The 14358-nt window shown below is 70.4% G+C and carries 12 protein-coding genes and 1 pseudogene; 3 read left to right on the forward strand and 10 right to left on the reverse strand.

What is annotated here, in order from left to right; genetic code table 11:
• Positions 1-257, forward strand: a 257-nt coding sequence (locus tag ESP51_RS20750; protein WP_164990605.1) for a hypothetical protein, incomplete at its 5' end; no start/stop codon positions are given.
• 140 nt (positions 258-397) lie between these two features.
• Positions 398-997, forward strand: a complete 600-nt coding sequence (locus ESP51_RS19250; protein WP_129522487.1) for an antibiotic biosynthesis monooxygenase — start codon at positions 398-400, stop codon at positions 995-997.
• Positions 998-1250: 253 nt separating this feature from the next.
• Here the strand turns inward: ESP51_RS19250 and ESP51_RS19255 are convergent, their stop codons facing one another.
• Positions 1251-2033, reverse strand: a complete 783-nt coding sequence (locus ESP51_RS19255; RefSeq protein WP_241843269.1) for an IclR family transcriptional regulator — start codon at positions 2031-2033, stop codon at positions 1251-1253.
• A 90-nt stretch (positions 2034-2123) separates the two neighbouring features.
• Here ESP51_RS19255 and hutH point away from each other — a divergent pair, with 90 nt between their 5' ends.
• A complete protein-coding gene (hutH, locus tag ESP51_RS19260) occupies positions 2124-3701 on the forward strand; it encodes a histidine ammonia-lyase (protein ID WP_129522488.1) in 1578 nt (525 codons plus the stop codon).
• Between the two features lie 29 nt (positions 3702-3730).
• Here the strand turns inward: hutH and ESP51_RS19265 are convergent, their stop codons facing one another.
• From ESP51_RS19265 to ESP51_RS20755, 9 genes and pseudogenes are all read right to left on the reverse strand, one after another.
• Positions 3731-4681, reverse strand: a complete 951-nt coding sequence (locus ESP51_RS19265; protein WP_164990606.1) for a septum formation family protein — start codon at positions 4679-4681, stop codon at positions 3731-3733.
• 43 nt (positions 4682-4724) lie between these two features.
• Entirely contained in the window at positions 4725-5549 is an 825-nt protein-coding gene (locus ESP51_RS19270) for a phosphate ABC transporter ATP-binding protein (protein ID WP_129522495.1), read from the reverse strand.
• Positions 5550-5684: 135 nt separating this feature from the next.
• Entirely contained in the window at positions 5685-6698 is a 1014-nt protein-coding gene (locus ESP51_RS19275; RefSeq protein WP_241843270.1) for a sortase, read from the reverse strand.
• Complete coding sequence (locus ESP51_RS19280) at positions 6695-7471, reverse strand: hypothetical protein (protein ID WP_129522490.1); 777 nt, start codon at positions 7469-7471, stop codon at positions 6695-6697. Before ESP51_RS19280 ends, ESP51_RS19275 begins: the two co-directional genes overlap by 4 nt.
• Complete coding sequence (locus tag ESP51_RS19285) at positions 7468-8604, reverse strand: COG1470 family protein (protein WP_206737368.1); 1137 nt, start codon at positions 8602-8604, stop codon at positions 7468-7470. Before ESP51_RS19285 ends, ESP51_RS19280 begins: the two co-directional genes overlap by 4 nt.
• Positions 8605-8732: 128 nt before the next feature.
• Complete coding sequence (locus ESP51_RS19290; protein ID WP_129522491.1) at positions 8733-10127, reverse strand: hypothetical protein; 1395 nt, start codon at positions 10125-10127, stop codon at positions 8733-8735.
• 64 nt (positions 10128-10191) lie between these two features.
• Positions 10192-11298 (reverse strand): hypothetical protein, encoded by a 1107-nt coding sequence (locus ESP51_RS19295; RefSeq protein WP_129522492.1) that lies wholly within the window; start codon positions 11296-11298, stop codon positions 10192-10194.
• Positions 11299-11410: 112 nt separating this feature from the next.
• A complete protein-coding gene (locus tag ESP51_RS19300) occupies positions 11411-14059 on the reverse strand; it encodes a hypothetical protein (protein ID WP_129522493.1) in 2649 nt (882 codons plus the stop codon).
• Positions 14056-14358 (reverse strand): annotated as a pseudogene (locus tag ESP51_RS20755) (hypothetical protein); the annotation flags it as partial. The pseudogene ESP51_RS20755 and the gene ESP51_RS19300, both read right to left, overlap by 4 nt.

A 14358-nucleotide genomic window follows, 5' to 3' on the forward strand; every position in this document is an offset into this window, starting at 1 on the left:
GACCGGCCGGCCGGCCGGCCCTCGCGCTGCCGCACGGGCGCTCCACCGTCGTCGATGCCGCGTGCGCCGTGGCGGGCGTCGCGGTGCTCCTCGTCGCCGGCTTCGGGCCGATTCCGGCGCTCATCGCAGTCGCGCTGCTCGTCATCTCGCTCCGCGGCAGCGCCGCGCTGTTCCGAGCCGGCGCCGAGCTGTTCCGAGGCCGCACCGCCGGGATGTCGCCCAGCATGAAGCCTTCCCGAACAGTGCGCAAAATGTAACAGAACGGTAACGGCGAGCTGGGTACACTCATTCTCGGAGGGGCCCACGGAGTACCGAGGGCCCCTCCACCACGTCGATCGAGTGGGCTCGCCGCGGCATCCGTTACCGCTTCGAAATGCGCATGAGGTGGGATGGGAGCATGGCGACTGATCCGATCACCGTGTCGATCCGGCGCGAGGTCGACCCGGCGCGCATCTCCGAGGCGACGGCGTGGGTGCAGACCGGGGTCAACCTCGCGAACAAGTACCCGGGCTTCCTCGGTTCCGGATGGGTGCGCGTGGGTGAACAGTCGCAGGTCTGGCACATGCTCTACCGGTTCGCGAACGAGCAGACACTCGACGCGTGGGAGCAGTCGCCCGAGCGCAGCTGGTGGCTCTCGATGGGCGAGGGCTTCGTGCGCTCAGAGCGCAGCAGGCGCCGCACGGGCATCGAGGGCTGGTTCGACGAGCCGGCGACGGGGTCGATTCCCGTGACGGATGCCGCGGCATCCGCTTCGCCCGACGCCGCTGTCACTGCTGCACCACCACGCTGGAAGCAGGCCGTGACCATCTGGCTCGGCTTCTTCCCGGTGAACCTGCTCTTCGCCTACGTCGTCGCGCCCGTGCCCGGCTGGGGCGAGCTGCCGATCTGGGTGCGCGCCCTCGCCACGACGCTCGTGCTCACGCCGATCATGACGTACTGGGTGCTCCCACTCGTGACCCGCACGCTGCGCCCCTGGCTCGCCCGCCCCGGTGGTTGAGTAGCGCCGCCGAGGGCGACGCGTATCGAAACCACCCCTCGCGCGCCGCGCCCGGCCCCCGGTGGTTGAGGAGCGACGCGCGCGAGACGTCTCGAAGCCCCCATATCGAGGAGCCTGTGCAGAACTCCGGAGATGTCACGCGGCGCGCGCATGTGGTCCCGTTCCTCTCCGGCGTGTCATGACGAGCATCCGGAGTTGCGCACACGCCGGTCGTTGAGGAGCGCCGCGCAAGCGCGACGCGTCTCGAAACCCGTCACCGCGCCCCGCGAATCCGCCGCGAGAGCGTCGCCGCCGCGTCCTTCACCGCGGGCACCGCCTCGGCAAGCAACTCGGGCGCGGCATCGTCGGGGTAGGTGATCGCGATCGCCGCCGCGGGCCAGCCGAGGTGGTCGACGACCGCCGCCCCGACGGAGGCGAGCCCCGAGGTGACCTCACCGTCCTCGTGCGCCAGGCCGCGCGCGCGAACCTCGGCCAGCACTCGCTTCAGTCGCCCGTAGTTCCATTCGGCGGCATCCCCCTCGGGCGCCGGATGCCGCGACTCGAACGCCGCCCGATCGGGATACAGCGCCCGCAACTGCGCGGGTGGGAGCTCGGCGAGCATCGCGCGACCGGTCGCCGTGAGGTGCGCGGGCAGCCGCACGCCCACATCGGTGACGAGCGACGGCCGCCGGGGAGCGCGCTCCTCGACGAGGTAGACCACGTCACGTCCGTGCAGCACGGCGAGGTGGCCGCTCTCGCCGAGGCGGTCGACGATCGCGGCGACGAGCGGCCGCCCGAGTCTCGCGAGCGGCTGTTGCCGCGAGAAGCCGCTCGACAGCTCGAACGCCGCGACGCCGAGGCCGTAGCGGCGCTCCTCGGGAAGGTGCAGCACGAAGCCGCGCTCCTGCATGACCGCGAGGAGGTGGTAGACGGTCGAGCGCGGCAGGCCGAGGGCAGTGGCGATCGTCGCGGCGGGCACCGGGCCGCGCTGCGCGGCGAGGTGGATGAGGATCGCGAGCGTCTGGTCGGCCGCGGGCACCTTCGTCGATTCGCTCACACCCGCAGCCTACGCCCGTGTCCGGGATCCCGGACGGATGCCGCGAGCACGGCATTCCCGCGCGCGCGAGCGCGGTGTGGAATCGGATGCATGAGCACCACCGCACCTGCATCAGCACCCCACCGCGCCGCCGCATCCGTCACCGTCGGCACCGGACCGCTCGGCATCGACGAGGTCGTCGCCGTGGCCCGCCACGGGGCATCCGTCGTGCTCGACCCTGCAGCGCTCGACGGCGTGGCCGCGAGCCGGGCGGTCATCGAGGGGCTCGCTGAAGACCCCGAGCCGCACTACGGCATCTCGACCGGATTCGGCGCGCTCGCGACGACGTTCATCGCCGCCGACCGTCGCGCCCAGCTGCAGACGAGCCTCATTCGCTCGCACGCCGCCGGCTCGGGTGCCGAGGTCGAGACCGAGGTCGTGCGGGCGCTCATGCTGCTGCGGCTCTCGACCCTCATGACCGGGCGCACGGGCGTGCGACGCGAGACCGCCGAGACCTATGCGGCGATCCTCAACGCGGGCATCACCCCGGTCGTGCGTGAGTACGGCTCGCTTGGCTGCTCGGGCGATCTCGCTCCCCTCGCGCACTGCGCCCTCGTCGCGACGGGCGAGGGCGACGTGCGGGTCGCCGGCGGCCACCTCATGCCAGCCGCCGAAGCCCTCGCCGCCGCCGGTATCACGCCGCTCCGCCTCGCCGAGAAGGAAGGGCTCGCCCTCATCAACGGCACCGACGGCATGCTCGGCATGCTCGCCCTCGCCATCGCCGACCTGCGGATGCTGCTCACCACCGCCGACATCGCCGCCGCCATGAGCGTCGAGGGACTCCTCGGCACCGATGCCGTCTTCGCCGCCGACCTGCACGCGCTCCGCCCGCAGGCCGGCCAGGCGGATTCCGCGTCGAACCTGCGACGGCTGCTCGCCGGCTCCCCGATCGTCGCGAGCCACAAGGGCCCCGAGTGCACTCGCGTGCAGGACGCGTATTCGCTGCGGTGCGCCCCGCAGGTGCACGGCGCCGCGCGCGACACGGTCGCGCACGCGGCATCCGTCGCCCGTGCCGAGCTCGCGAGCGCGATCGACAACCCCGTGCTCACCCTCGACGGCCGCGTCGAGTCGAACGGCAACTTCCACGGCGCGCCGGTCGGCTACGTGCTCGACTTCCTCGCGATCGTGGTGGCGGATGTCGCCTCGATGAGCGAGCGGCGCACCGACCGGTTCCTCGACCGCTCTCGCAACCAGGGCCTGCCGCCGTTCCTCGCGCACGAGGTCGGCGTGGACTCGGGACTCATGATCGCGCAGTACACCGCGGCGGGCATCGTGTCGGAGCTGAAGCGGCTCGCCGTGCCGGCATCCGTCGACTCGATCCCCTCGTCGGCGATGCAGGAGGACCACGTGTCGATGGGCTGGGCGGCCGGACGGAAGCTCCGCCGGTCGATCGACGGCCTCACGCGCGTGCTCGCGATCGAGGTGATGACCGCGGCGCGCGGACTCGCGTTGCGGGCGCCACTCGTGCCGGGAGCCGCGACCGGAGCCGTCGTCTCCCTCGTGGCCGAGACAGGCGCGGTGCCCGGCCCCGATCGCTTCCTCGCCCCCGAGATCGAGGCGATCTCCGAGCTCGTGGCCTCGGGTGCCGTGGTGTCGCGTGCAGCGGATGCCGCGGGGCCGCTCTCCTGACCATGCGGATGCGGGGTCCGCAGTACGATCTACCGCCCGGCGGCGCGGAGCGTGCCGACCGTGTCGCCGGCACTGTCGTACACGATGCAGACGAGGTGGCGCTCGCCGACGGCCCACTGCTCCTCTGCGGGGAAGAGAACGAAACGCGAGAGGCTGCTCTGCTCCATGGGGGCTCCGACGTAGGCCGCGAACGGTTCCGCGCACTGCACCTGAGCCTCGAGTGAGAGCCATTCCGCGCCTGGGAAGAGCTCGTCGCCGTTTCGACCTCGGGTCGCCCCGACGTGCACGACTTCACCGAAGTGCGGGCCCGAGCATGGGACGAGGCGAACAGGGTCTACCTGTACGACCCCAGGAACCGCCACCTGCCCCGAGGCGCAGTCGCCGACCGCGAAACCGTATCCGAGGCGCGTGTCGGCTGTCGCCGGCGTGAGTATCGGGACGACCGCCTGAACAGCGATCGCGAGCGCAATGCCGAGCACGGCGACGCCCAGCTCGGCCGCCCGCGATGTGGTGCGACCGGTCGTCGCCGACCACAACGCCGGCACCATCGCGGTCAGTCCCAGCGCCAGGCCGACGAGTGCCGTCGTGATCCAGGCGCGCCAATCCGCGAGCGCGACGAGGATGTCGCCGCCATCGGTTGCGGTCTCGAAGGCGATGGCGGCACCGACCCCGATCGGCACGGTCAGCGTCGCGACCACCGTGACCGCGATGGCTCCGCGCCGGGACACGGGTCCCGCCGAGCCGAGGCGAAACAGCCACAGCCCTCCGATTGCGGCGAGCACCGCGACAATGCTCGAGATCAACCCGAACTGCCAGAGGAACACCCAGGCCGCCGTCGCAACCGGCACGACGAGCAGGCTGAGCGCGAGACCGCGCCCGAACCCGCCGACTCCGCGCCGGCGGAGACGCTTCACCCGCAGCGAGACGACCGGTTCCGGATTCCGCGACGGCGCCCAGTCCCGGGGTCCGCTGCCGGCCATCATGTGATCCTCCCGATTCGGCGGAGCTGCTGCGACGCGCGCATCACCCGAAGCGCCCGTTCACGTAGTCGAACGTGCGGGGATCGATGGGGTCCGCGAACATCGCCTCGGTGTCGCCGTGCTCGACGATCGCGCCGGGTGTGCCCTGCGAGGCGAGGAAGAACGCGCACTGCTGCGACACCCGCTGCGCCTGCTGCATGTTGTGCGTCACGATGACGATCGTGACCTCGTGCGCGAGCTCGAGCATGGTCTCCTCGATGACACGCGTCGACGTGGGGTCGAGAGCCGAGCACGGCTCGTCCATGAGCAGCACTCGCGGACTCACCGCGAGCGACCGTGCGATGCAGAGCCGCTGCTGCTGGCCGCCCGAGAGGCCCGCGCCGGGAGCGCGGAGGCGGTCCTTGACTTCCTTCCACAGCCCCGCCTTCGTGAGGCACGATTCGACGAGTTCATCCCGCTCGTCGCGCGAGATGCGCGTGCCGGTCAGCTTCAGGCCGGCGACGACGTTGTCGTAGATCGACTGTGCCGGGAATGGGTTCGGCTTCTGGAAGACCATCCCGATGTGCTTTCGCGCGTCGACGAGCTTGCGGCTCGGGTCGTAGATGTCCTCGCCGTCGAGCAGCACCTCGCCGGCGAGCGATGCCGACGGCACGAGCTCGTGCATGCGGTTGAGGATGCGCAGGAACGTCGACTTGCCGCAGCCCGACGGGCCGATCAGCGACGTGACGACCCCGGCCTCCATCGTCAGCGACACGCGGTCGAGCACCTGGTGGTCGCCGAACCACGCCGAGATGTTGCGGCCCTCGAGGGTCGCGAGCTCGGTCGGCGTCGTGGCGACCTCGATCGATTCGGGCTCAGGCCTCAGCATCCGTGCGAAGTTCGGCAGGCGGATGCCTCGCCCCCCCGCTCGGCTCTCGGGAATCACCTCGATGGTGGTCATGTCTTCGCTCATGGTTCGGCTTCCTTCAGTGGGGTCGCGGGGGGGTCGGAGGCGTGGCTCGGGTCAGAGCAGATTGGGCAGCAGCCGCACGATCTCGCCGGTGACCCAGAGGCCGGCGAGCACGGTGAGCGGGATGAAGACGATCCAGGTGCGGCGCGGCCCGACATTGCGGTATGACCACACCGCGGCGAACTCGACGATCACGAGGAATTGGAGGCCGAAGACCAGAGCCCAGAGCATCGACGTGTCGCCACGCAACTCGCGATCGGACTCGGGCAGGGTGATGAAGTTGGTCAATCGCACGCCCGTCGGCTGAGCTTCGCTCGTGAGGCGCGCGTCGACTCGCGCGATGCCGGAGGGCCAGAACGGCGCACCGCGCGCGGTCGTGAGGATGACCCGGCTCTCGCCGGCCGTCAGGCGCGGCGGTGCAGGGTCGCCGGCGTAGCGCAGCCCGATCACCTCGAACTCGTGCTCGCCCTGCCCGGTGATGATCGTGAACTCATCTCCGGGCGCGAGCTCCTGGATGCGGGCGAACGGCCCGCCGTATCCCGCCGCACGACCCAGGATGACGCTCACCCCGGCCTGCCCGGGAAGCGCGGTATCGCGGCGGTGGCCGGGGCCCATCTCCGTGGTGGCGGAGTCGGTGCCCTCGACGATGATCTCCTTGATGCCCAACTGCGGAATCTCGAGCAGCGCCACCGGTGCACCATCGGGCAGCAGCACATCGTGCACATCGCCCTCGCTCACCGGGGCGACCCCCTCCTCGAGCTGGGCGCGGAAGGTATCGCTGAGCTGTTGCTGGGTGACGAAGTGGCGAACCTGGCCGACGATCATGACGTTCAGCACGATGGCGAGCAGCAGCACCGAGCAGACCATGAGCGCACCGCGGATGAACTGCTCGCGCGGCGAGAGCACCACCGGTGGGCGCGGTTCGGTCGGCATCCGGCGCGGCGGCTTCGGGGGTTTCGGCGGTTTCGGGGGCTTGCCGGGCAGCGTTCGCGCCTCGGGGATGCCCGAGAAGTCCCCGTAGGGGTCGGAGCCCTCGTACCCGTAGTCGTCGAGCTCGGTGCGCGTCACGCCGCCTCACCCAGTCGCATCGGCACGTCGACGCGCCGGAGGAAGTGCCGCACTGCGGCGAACCCGAGCCCCACGACGATTCCGACGCCGATGAGCCACGGCGGCGCGAAAACGTTCGCGTCTCTCGTGAACGACGACAGTTCGGCGTTGTCGACCTGCTTCGGCGGCGTGAACGTCGTGTGCGCCGAGACGAACGTCCACTGACCCACGCCGGTCAGTGTCGCGCTGATCGTGCGCTTCTCGCCGGGCTCGAGCGCGTCGACCTTCACGTCGTCGACGTGGCTGATGCGGTTGCCGAACGGGCCTTCGAGCCAGAAGTCGGCCGTCGCGTCGATGGTCGACTCCGACGCATTGCGCACCGTGAACCACACCTGCAACTGCCCGGCGAGCGGGTTGAGCGATGGCGAGTAGCCGCCCGCCAGCCCGCCCACGAAGAGCACGCCGCCGAGACTCACCTCATCCGCCGCCGGTGGAGAGGCAGGGGCGGCCGCCGGCGCGCCGGCCGTATCGACGAACGAGCCGGAGCCCTGCTGGCCCGCGCCGGGCCGACCGGGCGGCGTGATGGGCGGCCCTTTCGGCGGAGTGGTCGGCGGCACGGTCGGCGGCGCGACGCCGTCGCGCACGTCGACCGTCAGGTTCCCCTCGTGGTCGCCTTCGCCGGCCAGTGCCGGCTGCTCGGTCGTCAGCGCGCCGCCGCCGACCAGCACGGCGACGAGCAGCATGCCGCCAGCGATCGCGATCGGCCGGGCGAGAACGCGGAGCGCATCGATCAAGGTTGCCTCCCGACCGTTGCAGTCCCGGCATCCACGAGCTCGCTCTCACGCTCGGCCTCGATCTTGCGACGCGCCTCCCGCTCGGTGTGCTCGATCCAGGCGGCGGCATTCTTCTCGTCGGCACGGCGGCGCCACTTGCTGAACACGATGTAGAGCACCACGAGCACGATGACGACGACGAGCGGCCACGGCGGGGCGATGAGCACGGTGTCGCGCGAGATCGCCGAGACGGGCAGCTTCTTGCTCGCGTCGTCGCCCTCGACGAACGGATTGAGGGTCACCCAGGGGTTGAGGTAACCCCAAGCCGCCACGGCGGGGACCTCGGTTTCGAAGGTCCGGGTGAAGCCGGGCAGGAGCTCGGGCTTCCCGTCGCCCTGCTTCGCCGACGCTGGGGCGCTGAACCAGGTGCGAACGCCGAGCGTGACGTTGGAGGCGAGGGCGACGTTGCCGGTGTTCTGGATCGTGTAGAGCACTCGCACCGCGCCGTTGAACGGGTTCCACCAGTCGCCGACGTACTGGCTGTCGACGCTCGAGATCGTCAGCGCCGCCTGGATGTCGCCCGATACCCGCAGGTACATCCGAGTGCCGAGGCGCCGGTCGACGTTCACCTGATCGCCCGGAGTCACGACGGATGCCAGGATGCCGCCGGCGTGATCGCCCGGGCCGGCCTGCGCCGGGATGTCGACGGTGAACGGCACGAGACGGGACTCCCCGGGCGCGAGGTCGAACTGCAGCCGGTTGGCTCCGTTCTCGAAGTGCACCCAGGCACCGGCATCCGTCGCCTCCGCGCTGGTCTCGAGCAGGCCGAAGCTGCCGTCGTCATCGTTGAATGCATCCGTCGCGAGCACCGTGAACGACTGGGTCACCGACCCGGCGTTGCGCACGAGGTAGTGATCGGCGACCTGCTGGCCCGGGTCTGCGCTGTAGCTGAAGCGAGTGCGGCCGTCGGGCTTGCCGTCGGCACCGGCGGGCTGCCCCGAGATGCCGATGGTGTCGTCGGCCCTGGCCGTCGAGGGGTCGCCCGCGATCACGGCCACGAGGGCCACGCAGCTGAGCAGCGCGACGGTGACGGCGCGACGGATGCCGCGGGCGGCACGACGGGCGGAGGATACGGGAAGGGTGGCTGCAGTCACGGGCTGTGCATTTCGCTCGGGCGCCTCGGACGAGGCGGGTGAATGGTGATCATGGACACGCCGTGTGGGAAAGACGCACTCGGCGCCTTTCCCACACGGGTGTCATCTGCCTGACGACCTCTCGAGACCTACTTCGAGACGAGGTCGAGCGTCAGGGTCGAGGTGTGCACGCCCTTGGCCGCGTTGATCGGAGCCTTGAACGTCAGGTTGGTGTCGAGCACCGCACCGACCTCAGCGGTCGAGGAGCCTGCGGCACCCTCGGCCAGCACACCGAACACACCGTCGCCGGCAACCTTGGCTGCACCGAGGGTGACGCCATCGGTGAGCGCGACGCCGACCGGCGAGTACCCGAGCGCGGTCTTCGCGACCGTGGTGTTGCCCGCACCCGCGAAGTCCGCCGCGGTGACGTTCAGGTTCCAGCCGCTCAGCACGTCACGGTCGTCGAACACCGTGAACTGGCCCAGCGCGACCGGGGTGGTCGTCTGGTTGCGTCGCACGTCGCCGAGGTCGATCAGCGTGGCGGCCGGAGCCACCAGCTCGAAGCGACCCGAGTTGGTCACCTCGACCGTGAGGTCGGTGGTGTCGCTCGTGTCGTACACGGGCGCCGTCGACGTGAGCGTGAAGGTGTCCCACGCGGCGAGAACCTCGTCCGCACCGTTGTGGTCGTAGAGGAAGAGCTTGCTTGCCGCGCCCACCGCGACAGCGGAGGCGTCAACCGTGCCCGCACCGTTCGCGTCGAGGACGACCGTGCCGAGCTCGCTGCGCACACCCGCCGTGAACACGCCGACGTTCAGCGTCTTGTTGGCGTTCGCCGCACCCGCGTTGATCGCCAGCTGCTTGCTGTCGACCGTCTCGGTGACGAGGGCCGGGTCCGCCGTGACGAGGTCGGCCTCGGTGATGAGGTCTGCCGGGGGCACGACCACTCCGTCGGTCTCGACGGCACCGACGGTGTAGTTACCCGTGCCGGCCTGGATGGTGATGCTGCGGTAGATGGCGCCCTGCACGGTCACACCGTTGTTGGTGGTGTATGCGATGCCGTACCAGTACTGGCCGCCCTGCGCGATCACGGTGTCGATGCCGCTGGTGAGGGCATCCAGCGTGAGGTCCGGCACCAGCGTTCCGCCGTTGGGGCCCGCTGCGGCGTCGGTCGCGAACGCGTTCCACGTGTTCGTGCCGCCGTCGCGGTCAGCGGGGTTCTGGTCCGAGAGGAACTTCCACACCTGGGTGAAGGAGTTGGCGCCGGTGACGGGCCGCGCAGGTGCCGGGTTCAGCTCTGCGAGCACGTCGGTCGCGCTCCCCGAGCCGATGATCTGCTCGCTGCGCGTGTACACGCGGGTCGGGTCGCCGTCGGCGAGAACGCCGGTGTTGGCGTCGTACAGGTAGAACGATCCCGGGGAGCCGTTGGACTGCGGGTCCGAGATGGGGTCGCCCAGGGCGGCGTTCGCCGGGGCAGCGCCGGCGCCCACGATGGCGAGGGCGAGGAGGCCGGCCGCGGCCGCGCTCCACTTCTTGCTGATGTTCATGACATTCCTTTTCGTGTGTGTCGAATCAGGTACAGGTGAATCGGTAATTCGGGGATGCCGATGCTCAGGCGCGCAGGGCGGCACGGAACGGCGTGGTGGTCGACGGTGCGAGGAAGCCGAACTTCTTCTTCACCGATCCGGCCTGGCTCGGCAGCACGCTCTGCGAGTTGCCGAGCTTGCTCGACGCGTTGCTCACGAGGTTGGCGAGGTTGGCGTCGTACTTCGGGTCACCGACGGTCACGCGGGCGTTCTCGACGACGATGTAGGTGTCGCGGCCCCACGTGGTGTTGGCGTAGAACGCGGCGTTCGGCACCGTTGCGGTGCCGGTGCCCGTGACAGCCGGCGTGCCGGCGATCGGCGAACCGAGCTCGACGTCCGTGCCGCGACGATCGATGCCCGCACCGGTGTTCTGCGCGACCCACTGGGCAGCCGACATCGGCGTGACAGCGTTGGCCGGGAACGGCGTGGAGCCGTCGGCGAGGAACCTCGTGTCGTGCTCCTGGCCGACCTGGACGCAGGCGCCGAGGGTCCCGATGCCGGCCTTCGAGAGGAAGTCGGCGCGGGTGCCCGAGCCGCTCTGCGGGATCACCGGGACGACCGTGACGCCGCCGACCGTGGTGATGGTGCACTCGAAGATGCCCTTGAGCGTCGCCTGGTCGATGTTGTCGAACGCCGCGTTGGTGCCGCCCGAGTGCGCGTACGAGAGTGCGTCGCGACCGAACGGAATGTAGAGCAGCGGCCCGTTGGCAACTGCCGTGGCACCCGACGACGAACGTGCGATATCGACCTGACCGGTGATGTTGACGTTCGTCGGGCCACCCGGGGTCGCCGACGTGTAGTTCGCCCCGTCGATCGATCGGCTGAGCGCACGAACACCATCGCCCGAGCCGTTGGGGCGGCCGAAGCGGACGCCACCCGACTTGGTCTGGATCGAGACCGACCCCGTGGCGTCGAACGACCCGATGTTGAAGCTGCCTCCGGTCGAGCGCACGAAGCCACCCGTGATGTTGGTGCCGTTGGACAGGGCGTTGAGCACGTCCTGCAGGGTGTCGGAGCCGACGACGACGTAGCTCGCCGACACGGGTTCGGCGTTCGCCGGTGAGGCGACGCCGAAGAGCGACGCGGCCACGCCGACGGCGGCAGCGGCTGCGATAAACTTCTTCTTGTTCACAACTTTCCTTTTCTCGAGGGATGTGGTGTGACAAACGCCTGCTCTTGCCAGCGGGCGTCTTGGCGGCTCCCCGGCGGGGAGCCGTCAAGTCTGTGGGGCGCAGTGGCCGCTTTCACGACCACGATCGCCTCCGGATGCGTGTCATCAGCGGCACCGTGAGTGCCGTCGCAAGGCCCGCGGCGAGTCCAGCCGGAACGGCGGCGGCCGATACGCCGAGCTCGGGGTCGGCGGGCGTTGCGGCGCCCACCAGGTCACCGGCGGCATCCCCGGTCGCGGCCGGATCGGTCGGCGCGGAAGCGATCGGCGCCGGTGTGGTCTGCTGCTGCTGCGACGAGCTCGGCGGCGCGACCGTTCGATTGGCGACCGGTGCGGTGCTTCCACCGCGCGGCGGGGCACTCGGGAGCGCACCGGTCTCGATGGCGTCGGCTGCGGCGAGCGCCTGGTCGACCCACGGCTGAGGCAGCGGCGCGTAGCCGGGCGGCAGTTCGCCCACGTCGGTGCCGGGCGTCTGCCCGTCGCGCGCCGCGTAACGGATCAGGTTGGCATACACGGCGCGAAGATCGGCGTCGGTCTGCTTCGGGTTCAGCGCCGCATACACGGGCATCGTCAAGGGGTATGCGGTCGGCGCGGCCTTCGCCGCCGACGCGGCCTGATCGAACTGCACGACCTTCGGTTGCGCGAGCGTCGGAGTCATGGCCGCTGCCGCTGCCGCCAAGCCGTCTTGTGTCGGCGTGACGTACTGCCCCGCGGGATTGCGGAGTGCAGCCGTGACGGTCTGGTAGAGCTCAGCGGCGGGCGCAGTGGTGACGCCGATGACCTTCTGGCTGCCGAACAGTTCGCGCACGGTCTTGCCGAACTTCGGCGGCACCGCGAACTGGTCCCACGCGCCGAGCAGCATGCCGTCTCCGCGCAACACGTGATAGGCGCCATCGGCGAAGCTGTGCGTGTATGGCCGCCAGGTCACGAGGTTGATCGGGCCGCTGCCGTTCGCCGGGTCGCTGACGGTGGTGTCGGGCTTCTCGACCGGATCGGCCTTGGGAAACGTCTCCGTCGGGAGCGCCAGACCCTGCCCCGTCGGATTCACCGTCCGATTCACCACGGGGTTGGTCGAGTACCACGGGTTCACCTTCATGCCCCACTTGTCGGGCTCCCCGTCGAGCCATGCTCGCGCCTCCGGGTCGGCGAGCACGTACTCCCACAGTCGTACGGCGAGGTCGGACCGGCCTGACGGTGCGAGCATGTCGGCCACCGACGCCGACACGATGATCTGCGCCGACCATTCTGGATCGTTGATCTCCCGGAACTCGGGGTCCTGCACGATCGTGCGAGGGTTCTTTCCCGGCTCCGAGAAACTCTTGTAGCCGATGTGGGACTTGTCGGCGTCCGACGGCAGCGAGTCGACGTACGAGGCCGTGAGCAGCTTCGCGACCAGGCGCGGGTTGAGTCGCAGGTCGGTCATCGGCAAGCCTGCACGCGCCTTGTACTCGTCGGGGGCTTCCAACGGATGCGGCTGCCGGTCGATCGAGAACGAGATCGCGATGCCCGACAGCGCCACGGGGGCATACGCGACCGGGTCGGACGCGTCGGCGGTACGACTCAGGTCGAGCGGACGTGACGTGAACGCCAGGGGGCTCGGCGCGGTGCCCGCTGCGCGCACCATCGCGTCGGCCTCACTGCCCTGGCTGAGCACGAACGGCGAGCCGTTCTCACCCAGGCAGAGCTCGGGTTGCCACGACGCGATCGCCCCGGCGACGAGCTCGCTGCCGGCGAGCTGCCGTTCCGCAGCGCCGAGCTCACAGCGCACGCCGAGCGGCTTGAAGTCGAGCTTGACGGCGAGGTGGTGCTCCCAGGCATCCCACCACAACCCCGATCGGTTGATCTCGGTCGATCCCGAGTCGCCCGTGCCGCGCGGGATGATCACGAGCCAGCACGGCTGGCCCGCGACCGTGCCGTCGGGCTGCGTCACCGGCGCCCCGCAGCCGAGGGCCGTCGACTGCATGGCCGTCTGCACCTCGAACGGCACGGAGCCCGAGCCATCCGCGCCGGCTCCGGCCCATTTGACCTCGTTCGTCGTGAACGCCGTGAAGAAGGGGTTGGTGTTCAGGTCGACGAACTCGACGCCCTGCTTCTGCACGACGTTGCCATTGGCGTCGGTCTTCAGGTTGTTGAGCACCCGGTCGGCGGGGGCGAGCTTCTCGTCGACGATTCCCTCGGGGTTCACCGCGACGAAGGGGATGCCGGTGTAGGTCGGCACGAAGAAGCTCTCGCTGGGGTCCGTGTAGATGGCGTCCTCTTCGGCGACGTCGGCGTCGCCGGTGTTGCCGTCGCGAGCGCTGCCCGCCCCGACGGTGCCGCCGTACTGGCAGGTCCGCCGGTCAGGATGCCCGGGGTTTGCCGGGTCTTCGCCCCAGCACTGTGCGATCTGCAGGAAGTTCGCGCCGCCGGTCGTGCCAGCCGGTCGCTCGGACTGCGTGCCGCCGGTCCAGCTCACGCGGATGCCCTGCGACACCAGGTCGCGCGTCTGCGAGACGTTCACCGACAAGTCGGGGAACGGCGCGCCCTCGGGCTCGAGCGCGTCGCCGGCGTTCGTCAACGTGACCGCGCTCGACGTCGTCTCGTCTGCGGCGGCCGCGGGGTCGGCCGGCACCACGGCTCCGCCGAACCCGACGGCCGCCGCGACCAGAAGGCCGACAACGAGCCCGGAGAAGCCTGCCTTGGCCCAGACCGCGCCACGCGCGTCATCCGTCAGCTGCTCGCTCATCGTGCCGCCCCGGCCGTCGATCTCTCACCTGACGCGTTGGCTCGCCGCAACCTCGGCGAGAGGTACGGCGGAAGGACGACGGCCGCGAACAGCAGCGCGACGGCGCCGAGCATGACCGTCTCCTCCCAGCCCCATCCGTCATCGCCGACCGTGAAGGGCGACGCGGTCGCGACCCCGGCCACGGCGCCATTGCCACCCGAGATCAGATTTCCGAACTCGTCGTAGACGGGGGCTGCGCCAGCCGCAGCTGCCGGCCCGGCCGCGGCGGCGTCAGCGGCGGCGCCTGCGCCCTCGGGGCC

The sequence above is a fragment of the Agromyces albus genome (assembly GCF_004134825.1).
GTDB lineage: Bacteria > Actinomycetota > Actinomycetes > Actinomycetales > Microbacteriaceae > Agromyces > Agromyces albus.